Genomic DNA, 16,060 nt, shown 5'->3' on the forward strand with positions numbered 1-16,060 from the left:
AATCTCACACTAATGGATAATGCCGGCCACGTCTGTACTGGATTTGTATAAATTCTAGACAAAAAAAAGCCGCTGTCAGACGACAACGGCTTTTTTATGTTCCGGCTTAACCGCGAGACGGGTAAGTCGGGTACTCAACGCCGCATACCTGCTGCGCGATACGAACCACCTGACGGCTGTAGCCGTACTCGTTATCGTACCAAACGTAAAGGTTTACACGGTTGCCGTTAACAATGGTCGCTTTGGCATCAACAATGCCCGCGTGGCTGTTGCCAACGAAGTCAGTTGATACAACTTCTGGAGAGTTAACCCAATCAATCTGCTTCTGTACAGCTGAGTGCAGAGCCTGATCACGCAGGAAGTCGTTAACTTCTTCAGCGCTGGTTTCTTTCTTCAGGTTCAGAGACAGGATCGCCATAGAAACGTTTGGCGTTGGTACACGGATCGCGTTACCGCTCAGCAGACCTTTCAGTTCTGGCAGTGCTTTCGCTACTGCGCTCGCTGCGCCTGTTTCAGTGATTACCATGTTCAGCGGAGCAGAACGGCCACGACGGTCACCTTTGTGGTAGTTGTCGATCAGGTTCTGGTCGTTGGTGTAGGAGTGAACAGTTTCAACGTGACCGTTCTCGATGCCGTACTGATCGTTCATCACTTTCAGTACAGGCGTAATCGCGTTGGTAGTACATGATGCTGCAGACAGGATCTTGTCAGATGCATCGATGTCTTTATTGTTGATACCGTAAACGATGTTTTTCAGGTCGCCTTTGCCTGGAGCAGTCAGCAGTACGCGCGCGGTGCCTTTTGCTTCAAGGTGCTGAGCAAGGCCAGCTTCGTCACGCCATACACCAGTGTTATCGATAACCAGAGCGTTCTCGATACCGAATTCGGTGTAATCAATCTCAGCCGGGTTGTTGGCGTAGATGATTTTGATGTAAGTGCCGTTCGCGATGATGGCTTCGTTTTCGTGGTCGATGCTGATAGAACCACGGAAAGTACCATGTACAGAGTCACGACGCAGCAGTGATGCACGCTTAACCAGGTCATCACCTTTACCACGACGAACAACGATCGCGCGCAGACGCAGACCGTTACCGCCACCTTCTTTCTCGATCAGGATACGAGCCAGCAGACGACCGATACGACCGAAACCGTACAGGACAACGTCACGGTTTTCGCTGTCACCCGCTTCGCCGTTCAGGCTAGCCAGTTCTTCAGCCAGGAATTCTTTAACGTCTTTGCCGTTACCTTCGGTGCGATATTTAACCGCCAGCTTACCCAGGTCGATGTGTGCCTGAGCAACATCCATCTCGGTCAGAGCCTGCAGCAGAGGATAGGTATCCTGAACTGACAGTTCTTCGTTTTCCATGTGACGGACAAAACGGTGCGCTTTCAGAAGCTCAATGACTGAGCGATTAATGACCGGACGGCCGTAGATAGAAGAAACGATGCTTTTCTGGCGGTACAGGGTACCAATCAGAGGAATCATTGACTCGGCGATGGCTTCACGGTCCATCCAGTCCTGTAAACAGGCGTCGCGCTGGTCTTTGCTCACGGGGTCACCTTACAAAGAAGTTAATTTAAGAGGAAAAATCGGGGCGGTATTATGCCGATTTTCGAGGCCGCCGACAAATCTTTCGCAGGCGCCGTGCCGTCGCGATTTCATTCGGTTAACAGTGCCCGGTGCTTTGGGTAAACTAGCCGGCCTTATTTGCATCGATCACACCGCTCAGGAGCGCGAATGTCCAGCCCTTTACACCCTGAACTCCCCCAACGTGCAGGTGAACGCCGTTTCTGGGGCCAGCTGACGGGTTCTACCCAGGCCATGGCACTGGCCAGTGCTGCGACTGAACACACGGGGCTGACATTGGTTGTCACCACGGATACCAGCTCGGCGCTGCGCCTCGAAGAAGAGATCCGCTACTTCGCGCCTGATCTTGAGGTCATGCACTTCCCGGACTGGGAGATTCTGGCGTACGACATTTTCTCGCCCCACCAGGACATCATTTCCCAGCGTATTGCGACTCTGAGTCAGCTGCATGATGTCCGCAAGGGCGTGTTGATCATTCCGGTTTCAACCCTGCAGCAGCGACTTCCACCTGCAAGTTTCTATCAGGGCCAGACTTTTGTTCTGGATATCGGCAGTACTTTTGATGTCGACAACACCCGACGTCAACTTGAGAACGCCGGTTATCATTGCGTTGATACGGTGTATGAGCACGGGGAATACGCAGTGCGCGGCTCAATCGTCGACATTTTTCCTATGGGGCAGCCACTGCCGTTCCGCATAGAGCTGTTCGACGACGAAATTGAATCACTACGTACCTTCGACCCAGACAACCAGCGCACGCTGGATAAAATTGAGCGGGTCAGGATTTTACCAGCGCGTGAGTTCCCGTTAGATACCACGGCCATCCGCACCTTTAAGGCCCGCTGGTTCGACTTCTTCGAACAGGACCCGAAAGCCTGTAGTGTGTATACCGATGTTGCTCAGGGCATTGCTCCGGCAGGTGTTGAATACTATCTGCCACTGTTCTTCAGTGATGATCTCGGCAACCTGTTTGAACACCTGCCAGCCAATACGCTGGTCATCCATGATGCGGGGATCGAAGACGCTGCCAAACATTTCCGTGACGATGTTGAGGCCCGCTATGAAAGTCGTCGCTACGATATTCAGCGCCCTATCGTGCCACCTGCGCAGCTATTTCTGGCGCACGACGAGTTATTCAGCGCGCTGAACAACTACCCTCGTGTTCAATTGCACGATAAAGAGCTTCCGGAACGCGCGGGTGCCGTGGCGTTTGAAACTCAGCCTCTTCCTGATCTCACCGTCGATTCGCGACTGGATCAACCACTACAGCGCTTGCAAGCATGGCTGTCAGACGCCGAAGGTCAGGTCTTCTTCTGCGCTGAGTCCGCCGGTCGCCGTGAGGCCCTGAAAGAGTTACTGCAACGCATTAAAGTCCTGCCGGATGAATTTGAGCGCTGGCCCGATGCCCTGGTATCAGAGAAGCGCATTCTGATACTGACTGGCCCACTGGAGGCCGGTGCATCAATGACCGATAGCGGTCGACAGATTCACCTGATCACTGAGAACGAATTATTCGGTCAGCGTATCCGCCAGGCCCGCCGTCGCCAGAAGCAGAAAACTGACAGCGATATGGTGATCCGCGACCTGTCAGAGCTGAAGGAAGGCTCTCCGGTGGTTCACCTCGATCATGGTGTCGGGCGCTACACGGGGCTTCAGACACTGGATGCAGGCGGCCAGGTGAATGAGTTCGTTGTGCTGGAATACTCTGGTAACGACAAGCTCTACGTACCGGTATCGAGCCTGCACCTGATTTCCCGGTACGGTGGTGGCGCCGAAGAAACCGCGCCAATGAACAAACTCGGCACCGATAAGTGGTCAGCCGCGAAGCGTAAAGCCGCTGAGAAAATTCGGGACACCGCCGCAGAATTGCTTGATATCTACGCCCGCCGACAGGCACGTAAAGGCTTTGCTTTTGATGAGCCAGATACCGATTACGAGCGTTTTGCAGCAGGCTTCCCTTACGAAGAAACACCGGATCAGCAAGCAGCCATCGAAGCTGTGATTGGTGATATGTGCTCACCGCGCCCAATGGACCGTCTGGTGTGTGGTGATGTTGGCTTTGGTAAAACCGAAGTTGCCATGCGCGCCGCTTTCATGGCCGTTCAGAGTGGTAAACAGGTCGCCGTACTCGTACCGACTACCCTGCTCGCACAACAGCATTATCAGAACTTTGCCGACCGCTTTGCCGAGTGGCCGGTCAAAGTCGATGTGCTGTCGCGTTTCAAATCAGCAAAAGAAACTCAGGCTGCATTGGACCGTATGCTGGAAGGCAAAACAGACATCGTCGTTGGCACGCACAAGCTGCTGCAGAAAGACGTGAAATTTGACCATCTTGGTCTGCTGATCATCGACGAAGAACACCGGTTTGGTGTCGCTCAGAAAGAGAAAATCAAAGCTTTAAGGGCAGAGGTCGATATTCTCACCTTAACGGCCACGCCGATTCCACGAACGCTGAATATGGCAATGGCGAGCATCCGGGATCTGTCGATTATCGCGACGCCACCGGCCAAGCGCTTAAGTGTAAAAACCTTTATCCGCCAGCAGGACGATACTGTCACCAAAGAAGCGGTTCTGCGGGAAATTCTGCGTGGTGGTCAGGTGTATTACCTGCACAACGAAGTGAAGAGCATTGAGAAGACCGCGCGTGAATTGAGCGAAGCCATTCCTGAGGCGCGTATCGGTGTGGCCCACGGACAGATGTCAGAGCGCGAACTGGAAAGCGTGATGAGCGACTTCTACCACAAGCGCTTCAACATGCTGGTGTGTACCACCATCATCGAAACAGGTATCGATATCCCATCGGCAAACACCATCATTATTGAGCGTGCTGATAAGTTTGGTCTGGCGCAGCTTCATCAGCTCCGGGGCCGCGTCGGTCGCTCGCATCACCAGGCGTATGCGTATCTGCTGACACCACCACCGAAGCAGCTCACCAAAGATGCAGAAAAGCGTCTGGATGCTATCGGTGCCTCCCAGGACCTGGGAGCGGGCTTTATGCTTGCGACGCACGACCTTGAGATTCGTGGCGCTGGTGAACTGTTAGGCGATGAACAGTCGGGTCAGATTGAAACGATTGGTTTCACCCTCTATATGGAAATGCTTGAGCAGGCCGTTAATGCGATTCGCGCCGGTAAAGAGCCTTCAGTTGACCTTGCCGCAACGCACGGTGCCGATGTAAACCTGCATATTCCAGCCTTGATTCCGGATGACTACCTGCCAGACGTGAACAGCCGCCTGACGCTCTACAAGCGCATTGCCAGCGCCAAAGACGATCACCAGCTGAAAGAGCTTCAGGTAGAAATGATCGACCGCTTCGGCCTGTTACCTGAACAGGTTAAGAACCTTTTCCGTATTGCGTCACTCAAATTCAAACTGCAACCGCTGGGTATCGCCCGACTCGATGCCAACGACAGTACGGGCAAAATTGAATTCAGCCGTGATACCGAGATAAATCCATTCACTCTGATCAAGCTGGTGCAGACGCGACCGGATGCCTATAAACTGGACGACGGAAACTCGCTGCGTTTCTACGCGAACATGGAAACACTCGACCAGCGTTTCCGCACTATTGATCAACTTCTGACAGATTTACAGAAGGACCCGAATTCGTGAAGACCCTTTCCGCCCTGCTCTCTGCGGGCCTGACACTGAGCATGCTGCCCAGCGTTGTAAACGCGACAGAACATTATCGTGTCGAAGTTATGCTGTTCACTTATCTGGACGAAAACAGTGCCCGCGAGGAACACTGGCCACTCCTTAAGGAGCGCGCAGAGGCGGAAGAAGCTGCAATTGCGGCGGCATTAGAAGAAGACACTTCAGCGATGGCCGAATCAGAGCCAGGCATTGTGAAGTCAGAGGAAGGTATGGCGGGCGACGCCAATCCAGGTGTTCTGCAGGTATCCGCTGAAGAATCGTCAGAGCTTAACAGCGACGCTTCAGACGAGATGAACTCCGCCGAAGAAGATACTGACAGCACGCCTCCGGTAACGCTGCTCGACGACCTCGAATTCGCCAACGCCGTTAATCGCTTTGGCTACCGCAGCGATATGAAAGTCGTGTGGCACCAGGCCTGGATCGAAGAACTTCAGGATTCAGCCAACGCCTACGATCACGAAGTAACCGCCAGTTACGAAGAAGAGAACTTCCGCATCGATATCAGCGGTAGCTTCAACCTGTACCGTAGCCGCTACATTCATATCCGCCCGGATCTTGAAGTAGACCAGCTGATCTTCACCATTCCGGCTGATGCACCACTGTCTGGCGAGACTACTGAAAATACCGAAGAAGGCGCCATGACCATGGCCGTCACCTCTGACACCATATCTGACAACATAGGTAACTCAGACGCCCTTCCCGGGGTTGAAGGTCAGATGACGATCCTTCCCCCGGATCAAGGGATCACCAATGAGCCTGTGGCTGAACCTGAGCCAGAATGGATTCCGCTGCGCGCAGCAAAAATCGAGCGTAGCCGCCGCATGCGCAGCGGTGAGGTCCACTACCTTGATCACCCCCTTCTAGGTATGGTCGTCAAGGTAACGCCTTATGAGGTGCCAGAAGAGGCCTCAGAAGAAGCCCCAGAGAGCGAAGCTTCAGATCAGGGATAATGAAGCTGCGATAATATCGCGGACTTCACTCATTCCTGAGTCGATCACGGCGCGTATCTCATCCATGGTAATCAGGTCGTCGCTCTTTCCGGCGGCCGGATTCACGACAAGACAGATACTCGCGTAAGGAATACCCAGCTCTCTCGCCAGGGCTGCTTCAGGCATGCCCGTCATACCGACCAGATCACAACCGTCTTTATCGAGACGATTAATCTCAGCGATAGTTTCTAATCTTGGCCCCTGTGTCGCCGCATAGACCCCGAAATCAAGCGCGTCGACTGAACATTCTGATGACGCTTTAACAAGCGCCTGGCGCAACGTCTCATCGTACGGATACGTGAGATCAATATGCTCAAGCGGACGGTACTCACCATCAAAAAAAGTACTTTCGCGGCCCCAGGTGTAATCAACCACCTGATGAGGAATCACAATTTTGCCTGAACCCATGTCCGGGTGAATGCCACCCACAGCATTCACAGCAATGATATGAGTAACACCCTGTGCCTCTAATGCCAGCAGGTTTGCGCGGTAGTTAATCTTATGAGGAGGGACTTTGTGAGGATGCCCATGCCGCGCAAGAAACACGACCTCCTGCTCTCGCCAGCGCCCGACTGACAGCGGTGAAGACGGCTGTCCAAGGTCAGTCGTTACAGCCAATGTCTGGCTGATCTCCGGCCCATCAAGCTCGGTTAAGCCGGTGCCGCCAATAACAGCGATTTTACGAGAAGTTGCACTCACAGGTTGTCGTCTCTGATCAGTTGATACGAGACCAGTATTTTACGGGCCTCGGCCATGCCCTTTTCATCAAGGGCATTAGCCTTGCTATCGGGTTTTAGTGATTCAAGCTTTAAAGCGCCAGTGCCTGCACGGTACAAATCGGCAACGGCACTGACGACATCTTTGGCGGCCTGTCGGTTATTGCAGACCACCAGTGCGTTGGCTCCCGCCTGAGCCGCAGCGATCGACCGCTGATAAAAGTCGCCGCCACTGGCAGCGCCTTCCATGGACAGGTCATCGCTGAAAATGATGCCGCTGAAGCCGAGCTGCTTACGCAGAATATCCTGCAACCAGACAGAAGAAAAACCGGCGGTATGGTTTGCATCAATGGCAGGATAGACGACGTGAGCAGGCATAATGCCCTGTATCACGCCTTCGCTGATCAGCGTTTTAAAAGGTACCGACTCGGCTTCTAAGGCTTCGGCATCGCGCGGGTCGACCGGTAACTCCAGATGTGAGTCCGCTTCAACGGCACCATGCCCCGGAAAGTGTTTACCAACGGACATCATGCCCGCAGAAGAAAGTCCTTCGCACCAGGCTCTGGCCAATGACGTCACCGTGTCTGCGCTGTGACCAAAGGCACGATCACCAATCACCCGAGAAAGATCTCGCTCAATATCCAGAACCGGGGCAAACGTCAGATCAACACCATGCGCGATTAACTCAGTAGCCAGAAGTTGGCCACCCAAACGGGCGAGCTCAAGCGCTTTTTCAGGTGATTCCACAAAAATGGCTTCATAGCGCATCATCGGCTCAAACAGCGTAAAGCCGGAGCGAAAGCGCTGCACACGACCACCTTCCTGATCTACGGTGAGCAGGAGGTCGGGTCTCAACGCGTTTAATTCTCCTGTCAGAGCTTTCAGCTGCTGAGGAGATTCGTAATTGCGCGCGAAAAAAATAAGCCCGGCGATTTCAGGCTGAGTTAAGAAATCACGATCCTCATCCGTCAACGCCGTTCCTTCAATATCGGTAATCACGCCGACGGCCTGTGCTAACGCATCCGACACAGCGTATGAATCAGTGGAAGAAACTGAAGACTCGGTCATCGTCATCTCACAAATTGATGCAGGAAATTCGCTGAAAACTTGCCGCCTGAATCCACACCCGGGTACCGGCCTGAATCCGTTCAGCAAGGTCAATCACATCGCTGTTACGCATGCGAATACAACCATGAGACAAGGGTTTCCCCATAGGTTCAGTATCCGGTGTGCCGTGGATATAGATAAAACGACGCTGGGAGTCGACGTTGCCAAAGCGGTTGAGCCCACTCTCCAGGCCCTGTAACCAGAGGATGCGGGAAAGTATCCAGTCCCGGTCCGGATGCTCTTCGGAAAGCTCTGAAGAATAGATTTCACCCGTTGGACGACGCCCACGGAATACGGCGTTTTCCGGCTGATCACGGCCAATAACAGCACAGATACGATGCCAGCCTCTCGGCGTGCAGCCGCTGCCTTCTTCTTCACCTATGCCATTCAATGCCGTTGACACTGAATATTCAGTAATGCCATCGCGCTCAGTCAGCCGCAAGAGTTGATCCTCGACTGAGATCTCAATAAACGGAAGATCTGACATCTACTGACGCGTTCCTTAGTTACCCGCAGGTGACTTCAGCCCGCTGGCGAGGAACGGCAGCAACTGATCGATAACATCCGGCGTGGCGGTGGGTTTACCGAAATCATGCTCCGCCATCGCGGTCAGAGAATCAACCCCGTTCAGTGTGAACATAGTCGCACCCAGCATGAAATGAACCCGCCAGAAGCGGTCTTCGTCGGAGAGCTCCGGCGTCGCCCGGGTAAGAAGATCCGAATAGCGGCGAAATACATGACCATACTCCACGCGCAGAAAACGACGTACATGGCCCTGACCCTGACTGTAGGCAAGCCCCAATAAACGCATAAAGATACGCAGACGTTCAGGCCGGTCTGCCCCCGAACGTAATGCGGTGTCAGATAAGAGCCGCAATAAAGACATCAGGTCAGCAGGTTGTTCGCCCTGCTCTGCATCGCAGGTATTGAGCGCCTTATCGAGTTCAGCGACAAAGGGCGTCAGAAAGCGGGCAAATACAGCCTGTATCAGAGACTTTTTAGAGCCAAAGTGATAATTCACGGCAGCCAGATTCACATCAGCCTTAGTCGTAATATTACGCAACGAAGTCTCCGCGAAACCCCGTTCTGAAAACAACTCTTCTGCAGCATCGAGAATGCTGCGCGCGGTATCTTTCTGCGCCATAGTGCCTTATCCAACTAACAAGTGTTTCAAACATACGTTTAAAACACTTAACACGCAACAATTGCAGCAATTCGGGGAAAATTCCGTCAGATCTAAAATTAGACGGCACTGGGTATTTACACAGTAAAAGGTACTGTATATATTTACACACACTGTATAAATCAACAGACTGGATAAATGTCATGGAAAAGCTCACGGCTCGCCAGCAGGAAGTTCTTGACCTGATTCGCTCAGCCATTGATGAAACAGGCTACCCGCCGACGAGAGCAGAAATTGCCGCAGAACTTGGCTTCCGCTCACCGAATGCAGCAGAAGAACACCTGAAAGCACTGGCACGAAAAGGTGCCATTGAGATGATGCCAGGTGCCAGCCGTGGCATTCGCATCGTAGGTGAAGACTCTCCGGGGCTGCCGGTAATCGGTCGCGTTGCAGCCGGTGAACCTATCCTGGCTCAGGAGCATATTGAAGATTACTGCGAAATTCCGCCGTCGTTCTTTAAGCCGGAAGCGAACTTCCTGCTCGAGGTGCATGGCGACAGCATGATCGACATCGGCATCATGGATGGCGATTACATCGCAGTGCATAAAGCAGAGACCGCACGCAATGGTGACATCGTGGTTGCCCGCGTCGGTGAAGAAGTAACCGTTAAGCGATACCACAAGAGCCGCAATCAGGTAACTCTGTTTGCTGAGAACGAAAATTACGCCCCGATTGAGGTCAACCTGAAAGAGCAGGAATTTGCGATTGAAGGTAAATACGTAGGTGTTATTCGTCGCCAGTAACGCGACCGACCAGAGTAACAGGTAAACGGTACACGACAGGAGAGATTGTTATGCGTCAGTTATCTTTCGAAGTATGTCCAGAAGCAGCACCACTCAGCTCTGCGGCACCCGTCAGAAGCGTGCCTAAAGGCAGTATGACGGAAGTCATTGTGTCTGAAGGCAGTGCATTACAACCCTTCCAGCTGTTGCCTGTGCTGGCTCTGTGCAGCGACCAGAAACGTTGGTTGATGTGGCTGAGCCCAAGCCAGAATCTGAACAAACAATGGCTGGCAAAAGCGGGCATCAGCGACTCTCCGGTACTTCACCTGAATACTCAAGTCGCTACTCAGTTTGACTTGTGTATCAAGGCGCTGAGATCAGGTAAAAGCCATTTGATTGTTGAGTGGTCAGGCGAACTCGCGGCAGATACCCGTCAACTGCTACGCCGTGTCGCAGAAGAAAACGGATCACACCTGTTCATTGTGCGTGGAGAATAAGACACTACCAGCCGGAGCTGGTAGTTGATCCGCCCGAATTACTGAGCAGTAGTAGCGGCAGGAACGTGCACAACGGCACCTTTTTCGTGCAACTCAACAACACGATCCAGTCGCTCAAGGGCTTTTTCCAGCGCGTCCTGGTTGTTCTCCATCGCTTTAATGGCATCTTTTGTTTCTTCGAGCGCGGTGCGCGTCTGCTCACGGGCTTCAGTGTATGCCTGAACGAGTTCAGAACTTTCTGGCTCATCGCTGCACGCGGTGATCAGTGAAGCGGAAAGTACTACAGTCGAGAGTGCTACTAGCTTTTTCATTCTCATCCTCAGAAGTCAATTTTCACAAGTACACCCGTTAACAGGGCTTTAGTTAGGATACTGAAATTCAAAAAAAAATCCGGTATCAGTTGCCCGATACCGGATTTTTTTATGAATTTGTCTGCCAGGGACAAATCAATGCAGGTGCTGACTGCTCTGCGGCACCTCAAAGTCGTCACTCTCGACTTCCATCCCAGACAGATCGCCCACGAGGCGCACGCCAGCCTCGAGCATTACTCTGGCCACATCCATATGGTGCTCCTGGAGACTTGCTTTCGCATCTTCAGAGAAACAGATACGAACCAGCGCATCGCTGTCCTGTTCGTCGGCACGACGCAGGGCAATGTCACCATTGGATAACTCTACAATTTCGAAAAAACCAGCCATAAGTGCCTCTTCGTTTCTGAGCGCGGATGATAACACAGGGGGGTGACGCTTTATACGAGAGTCACTGGGAGAATCAGCTTTCCTGCCGATTCTCACGCTGACTATCGATCAGGTCAGACAGATGCTGCCACCAGGACTGTGGCTGTATGTCATCGCTCTGTGCAACGGCAATGACGTTGACCGCACCCGCTGCCTGCGGGTTTCCAGCCGGGCCCGGACGCCAACGCGTTTCTGCCTCACGCAGAAATGCACTCAACCATGAGTAAGGGTCCTCGGCCAGAATCCGAATCTCGGTCATTTCACCGGTCACCAGAGGTGTCTTGTTCAGAAGATCTGAAAATGAACTGACTTCGCCGCGGTAAGTAGCAAGCGTCGCCAGCTCATTCAGATACGAAATAAAGGCATCCTGCATAAGGTACAGGCCTGAGGTCTCAAGCCCTTCAGCAAGTGCCGGGTTACCGGTTTCGCGACGCGCCTGCTCCAACAGCAATCGTGCCTGATAGAGTTTCTGGTTGGTGAAGCTCAGCCACTGACTCATCAGAAGTTCAGCTTCAGGCCGAGGTGCAGACCATCGCCGATCTTATGACGACCGCTCTGATCATCAAAAGAAACCGAGGTCATGCGGAAGCCTGTGTAAAGGTGGGCCGTCGGCAGAATATTAAAGTGCAGACGCAGATCTGCATCGACAAAGTTATTCACGTCACTGAATGACACAACCGGCGGCGCGTAGTACACATGACCACTCACACCAAAGTTACGGTTGAACGGGAAGTTGTAACGGGCAAAGCCGCCTACACCAATGGCGGCTCCGTCATTGTCATCAGTGAATATGCCGTAAGCATTGGCGCCAACACCGATATACAGGTCTGAATTCGGATTACGGACATCCACCACATGAACGCCCCCCGAGATGATGTCGCCCTGGTCACTCTCGTGCAGAGCCGCCAGGTTCAGGTGCATACCGGTATCCATGCGGGTGGCATCCCAGCCAACGCGAGCAGTAGTGTCCGCCAGGCTGATATCTAAAGATCCCCCAGCCATCGCAGAAGTAGAAATTGCAGCGACTGACGCTATAGCAGCCAGAGAAATGCGACGGGCCAACGTAAGTGTGTTCATCGTGGTACGGCGTCCTGTTTTTAGTAATAGATGTTCAGTAATAGAATTCTTATCGGTCTATGATACCAGCGTGTCTGTCGTTGGGAAAAGTACGCCAGAGACAGGCATGGTGACCTAGGTGTTGAGGAGTGTACGGGAGTGTCAGGAAAAATGCTCACACACCAGAAGCGCATGAGCATTTTGTTAAGGCAAGGCTTACTTCATCAGATCAAGCAGCAGCTTGTTCAGGCGGGTAACGTACTGAGCGGGTTGCTTCAGTTGACTGCCCTCTGCAAGCTGGGCCTGCGCGTGAATGACCTGTGCCAGTTCGGCGAAGCGATCTTCGTCCGCTTCCTGATCAAGGCGCTCAATCAATGGATGTGACGGGTTCACTTCGAGTGCAACTTCAGGCTCTGGCACCTTCTGACCAGCAGCTTCCATCAGGCGACGCATATGACCACCCATGTCGTACTGGCCAACCACGAGGCATGCGGGAGAATCTGACAAGCGCGAGCTGACACGGACTTCTTTAACGTCGTCTTTCAGCGCTGCTTCCAGACGCTCAATGAGTGCTTTGTGCGACTCTTCGAGTTGCTTCTGCTCTTCCTTTTCGGACTCGTCAGCCAGCTCATCAAGATCCAGCTCGCCCTTGGTAACATCCTGGAATGCTTTGCCATCAAAGTCACTCAGGTGGCCGACCATCCACTCATCAACGCGATCTGTCAGCAGCAGTACCTCAATACCTTTTTTACGGAAGTATTCGAGGTGCGGGCTGGCTGCAACAGCGTCGTGATTTTCGCCAGTGATGTAGTAAATTTTCTTCTGACCTTCGCGCATGCGAGCAATGTAGTCAGCAAGAGAAACGGTCTGCTCCGTGCCTTCGCTCTGAGTAGTCGCGAAGCGGAAAAGACCTGCCACTTTTTCACGGTTGGCGAAATCTTCAGCTGGGCCTTCTTTCAGAACTTCACCGAACTGATTCCAGAAGGTCTGGTACTTCTCAGCGTCTTTTTTCGACATTTTTTCGAGTGTATCCAGCACTCGCTTCACCAGTGCTGAACGCAGGCTATCGACTTGCTTATCCTGCTGCAGGATTTCACGAGAGACGTTCAGAGACAGGTCGTTGGAGTCCAGAACACCTTTAACAAAGCGGAGATACGCGGGCAGGAACTGCTCGGCGTCATCCATAATAAAGACGCGCTGAACGTACAGTTTAACGCCACGGCTGGCTTCGCGGTTCCACATATCGAACGGCGCCTGCGCCGGAATATACAGCAGGCTGGTGTAGTTCAGCTTGCCTTCGACCGTGTTATGCATCCATGTCAGTGGTTCGTTCCAGTCGTGGGAAACGTGCTTATAAAACTCTTTATAATCTTCGTCGCTGATGTCGCTCTTAGCGCGGGTCCACATCGCCTGCGCCTGGTTCACAGCTTCTGGAGCGGAGGCATCTTCACCTTCGCCGTCGTCATCATTGCTGTCCTGCTGTACAAATACAGGGATCGCAATGTGATCCGAATATTTCTTGATCAGGTTCTGCAGGCGGAAGCTGTCAGCAAACTCTTCCTCGCCCTCTTTCAGATGCAGGGTGATGCTTGTACCGCGGCCAGTTTTCTCGATCTGCTCAAGGCTGAATTCGCCCTCGCCTTCGGATTCCCAACGCGTGCCCTGCTCTGCGCTCTCACCGGCACGACGAGTTTCAACGATCACCTTGTCAGCAACAATAAAGGCCGAGTAGAAACCCACACCGAACTGACCAATTAATTGCGAGTCTTTCTGCTGATCGCCGCTCAGTTGGCTCAGAAATTCAGCAGTCCCTGATTTGGCGATGGTACCCAGATGATTCACAACATCATCACGGGTCATACCGATACCATTATCGGCAATGGTCAGGGTTTTCGCGTCTTTATCAAACGTGATGTCGACTTTCAGGTCTGACTCTGATTCGTACAGGTCATTGTTTGTTAACGCCTGGAAACGCAACTTGTCACAGGCATCCGATGCGTTGGATACCAGCTCACGCAGGAAAATTTCTTTGTTGGAGTACAAAGAGTGAATCATCAGGTGCAGAAGCTGCTTAACCTCTGTCTTAAATCCCAGTGTTTCTTTACTTGCGGCAGTCATTCATCTCTCCTTTCAGACGTGTCAGCCCTTTTACTGTGATCACCGATGGCCAGCCACCCATTGCTGACTGGCCATCGACTATGTACTGATGACCTATTTTGGGGCTGGCGAAAACATTTCAAGGGCTGCGCGAAGGTCGGCGATGTTACTGCGTATGAGAGGCTCGTCAGCTGGGCTTCCGGCGATGCATGTCACTACGGCCAGAGAACCCACACCCGACTCTGCAACAAGGCGGGCGTTTTCGGGAACAATGCCGCCGATACAGGTCTGAGGCCAAGTATGATACCGCTTACTCCAGGCGGTCAGACAATCGATACCGAGAGGCTGATAGCGCAGGCGCTTGGACAGTGGCGTAAACACTGGGCCAAAGGCGATATAACTCGGCTTTTGGGCGCGTGCCCGGGCAATTTCCCACTCGGTGTGAGTACTGATACCTAACGCGACGCCTGCGGCGTGAAGAGCGTCGATATCCGCACTGACCAGATCTTCCTGACCCAGATGCACACCATCTGGCTTCAGCTCAAGCGCTAACGGCCAGTCGTCGTTGAGCCAGAAACTGACCCCCTGGCTGCGACACATTGCCAGCGCCCGCCGAGTCTGATCCTTGTAATCAGGCCCCGGCGCTTTAATTCGCCATTGCACGGTATCCACACCCATACCAAGCAGCATTTCAAGGTGATCCAACGACTCTGTCAGCACATAGACACCGGGACGGTAGGGTTCAAAACGATCAGTACGGGGATACGTCCCAACATCGGTAATCAAGGGCCACTCATCTCCGCTACGAGGCAGTGGACTGGCAATGCAGTTTCTGTAGACAGAGCGCTCAGGCTCCATGCCTCCGGACTCAGTGCCTCCGGACTCAGTGCCTCCGGACTCAGTGCCTCCGAACTCAATACCAAGGACTCCCGAGCTGGCAATCAGTGCCTGACGTGCGGCAGCAGCGGCAATGACAATCGCATCGTACAAGCGCGTACCTTTTGTGAGCTGAACCGCAAGGGCCGCCGAGAACTGACTTCCCGTGCCGTGCGCCTGGGTTGTTTCTCTCTGCTGATGAAGAGCAAAAGAGGGCTTTGCCGCCGTCTCCGGAAAGTTCTCATCAGAACGGCTGAATATCAGGTCTGTAACCCAGGCCGAGTGTTGCTGCTGCTCATCATCGCCACCGGTAATAACCACCGTATGAGCACCCGCATGCTGCAGAGCCGCGCCCGCCGCAGCGGCACTCAATGTCTGATCTCCTAACAGCCAACGAGCCTCGTCAAGTGATGGCGTCATGACAGACACGTTCGGAATTAAACCGGTAAGGCCAGAGTGTGCCGCCGGTAGCTCCCCAAGAGTCGCTGACACCACCGGGTCCCAGATGACCGGCACCCGACTGCTGGCCTGAAGCTCGTTCAGGAACGTCCGCAGATATTCCAACACTTCTGGTTCAGGTGGCAGCCAGCCGATCAGGACTGCTTCTGGCGGGCCGTCTCTGAGCGCGGCCTGAACCTGAGCTTCAACCATAGAGGCTGAAACATGACTGACGGCTTCCACTCCCTGATGACTCTGTGCAGTCACTGCAAGAACTACACTGCGGCATTCGCACCCAGATAAAGCTGCTTGCGACAGAGCAGCCTGTAAACCCGCTCCCCCACGACTGTCAGAAGCGCAGATCGCCATTAAGTACCTAGGCTTAGTTTCACTAGTCATG

Annotated in this window: 15 protein-coding genes; 4 read left to right on the forward strand and 11 right to left on the reverse strand. The window is 53.2% G+C overall.

Features of this window, described 5'->3' with window-relative positions:
• Positions 1–106 precede the first annotated feature (106 nt).
• The gene (locus AC5E51_RS01530) at positions 107–1,552 is read right to left on the reverse strand and encodes a glyceraldehyde-3-phosphate dehydrogenase (protein ID WP_273088970.1); all 1,446 of its coding nucleotides are present in this window, start codon (positions 1,550–1,552) and stop codon (positions 107–109) included.
• A 186-nt stretch (positions 1,553–1,738) separates the two neighbouring features.
• Between AC5E51_RS01530 and mfd the strand changes: the two genes are divergently transcribed.
• On the forward strand, positions 1,739–5,200 hold the full coding sequence (mfd, locus tag AC5E51_RS01535) for a transcription-repair coupling factor (protein ID WP_297532016.1): 3,462 nt from the start codon (positions 1,739–1,741) through the stop codon (positions 5,198–5,200).
• Entirely contained in the window at positions 5,197–6,192 is a 996-nt protein-coding gene (locus AC5E51_RS01540; RefSeq protein WP_297532018.1) for a CsiV family protein, read from the forward strand. Before mfd ends, AC5E51_RS01540 begins: the two co-directional genes overlap by 4 nt.
• Here the strand turns inward: AC5E51_RS01540 and AC5E51_RS01545 are convergent.
• Genes AC5E51_RS01545 through AC5E51_RS01560 form a run of 4 tightly spaced genes read right to left on the reverse strand, consistent with a single transcriptional unit; the run spans position 6,178 to position 9,198 of the window.
• Complete coding sequence (locus AC5E51_RS01545) at positions 6,178–6,930, reverse strand: S-methyl-5'-thioinosine phosphorylase (RefSeq protein ID WP_297532020.1); 753 nt, start codon at positions 6,928–6,930, stop codon at positions 6,178–6,180. The two genes, AC5E51_RS01540 and AC5E51_RS01545, sit on opposite strands and share 15 nt — an antisense overlap.
• Positions 6,927–8,015, reverse strand: a complete 1,089-nt coding sequence (gene nagZ, locus AC5E51_RS01550; protein WP_297532021.1) for a beta-N-acetylhexosaminidase — start codon at positions 8,013–8,015, stop codon at positions 6,927–6,929. Before nagZ ends, AC5E51_RS01545 begins: the two co-directional genes overlap by 4 nt.
• A gap of 7 nt (positions 8,016–8,022) precedes the next feature.
• Positions 8,023–8,541, reverse strand: a complete 519-nt coding sequence (locus AC5E51_RS01555) for a L,D-transpeptidase (RefSeq protein ID WP_297532023.1) — start codon at positions 8,539–8,541, stop codon at positions 8,023–8,025.
• Positions 8,542–8,556: 15 nt separating this feature from the next.
• Positions 8,557–9,198 (reverse strand): TetR/AcrR family transcriptional regulator, encoded by a 642-nt coding sequence (locus AC5E51_RS01560; RefSeq protein ID WP_068442870.1) that lies wholly within the window; start codon positions 9,196–9,198, stop codon positions 8,557–8,559.
• Positions 9,199–9,380: 182 nt separating this feature from the next.
• On the opposite strand from AC5E51_RS01560, the gene lexA reads away from it, so the two are divergent.
• A complete protein-coding gene (gene lexA / locus AC5E51_RS01565) occupies positions 9,381–9,980 on the forward strand; it encodes a transcriptional repressor LexA (RefSeq protein WP_068436172.1) in 600 nt (199 codons plus the stop codon).
• Between the two features lie 50 nt (positions 9,981–10,030).
• Positions 10,031–10,456 carry a cell division inhibitor SulA gene (locus AC5E51_RS01570; protein WP_068436174.1) on the forward strand — a complete coding sequence of 142 codons (426 nt, stop codon included), beginning with the start codon at positions 10,031–10,033 and terminating at the stop codon, positions 10,454–10,456.
• A gap of 38 nt (positions 10,457–10,494) precedes the next feature.
• Here AC5E51_RS01570 and AC5E51_RS01575 read toward each other — a convergent pair whose 3' ends face one another.
• The 6 genes from AC5E51_RS01575 to AC5E51_RS01600 form a co-directional block, all read right to left on the reverse strand.
• Entirely contained in the window at positions 10,495–10,767 is a 273-nt protein-coding gene (locus AC5E51_RS01575; RefSeq protein ID WP_068442867.1) for a hypothetical protein, read from the reverse strand.
• Between the two features lie 135 nt (positions 10,768–10,902).
• Positions 10,903–11,154: a hypothetical protein gene (locus AC5E51_RS01580; protein ID WP_068436843.1), complete on the reverse strand. Its 252-nt coding sequence runs from the start codon at positions 11,152–11,154 to the stop codon at positions 10,903–10,905.
• A 73-nt stretch (positions 11,155–11,227) separates the two neighbouring features.
• Positions 11,228–11,692: a DUF6586 family protein gene (locus AC5E51_RS01585; RefSeq protein ID WP_068442864.1), complete on the reverse strand. Its 465-nt coding sequence runs from the start codon at positions 11,690–11,692 to the stop codon at positions 11,228–11,230.
• Positions 11,692–12,270, reverse strand: coding sequence for a YfaZ family outer membrane protein (locus tag AC5E51_RS01590; RefSeq protein WP_068442861.1), 579 nt, complete (start codon positions 12,268–12,270; stop codon positions 11,692–11,694). Before AC5E51_RS01590 ends, AC5E51_RS01585 begins: the two co-directional genes overlap by 1 nt.
• Positions 12,271–12,465: 195 nt before the next feature.
• Positions 12,466–14,367, reverse strand: coding sequence for a molecular chaperone HtpG (gene htpG / locus AC5E51_RS01595; protein WP_297532031.1), 1,902 nt, complete (start codon positions 14,365–14,367; stop codon positions 12,466–12,468).
• 93 nt (positions 14,368–14,460) lie between these two features.
• A complete protein-coding gene (locus AC5E51_RS01600; protein ID WP_491777996.1) occupies positions 14,461–16,059 on the reverse strand; it encodes a PfkB family carbohydrate kinase in 1,599 nt (532 codons plus the stop codon).
• Position 16,060 lies beyond the last annotated feature (1 nt).

The organism is Thalassolituus sp., assembly GCF_984348125.1.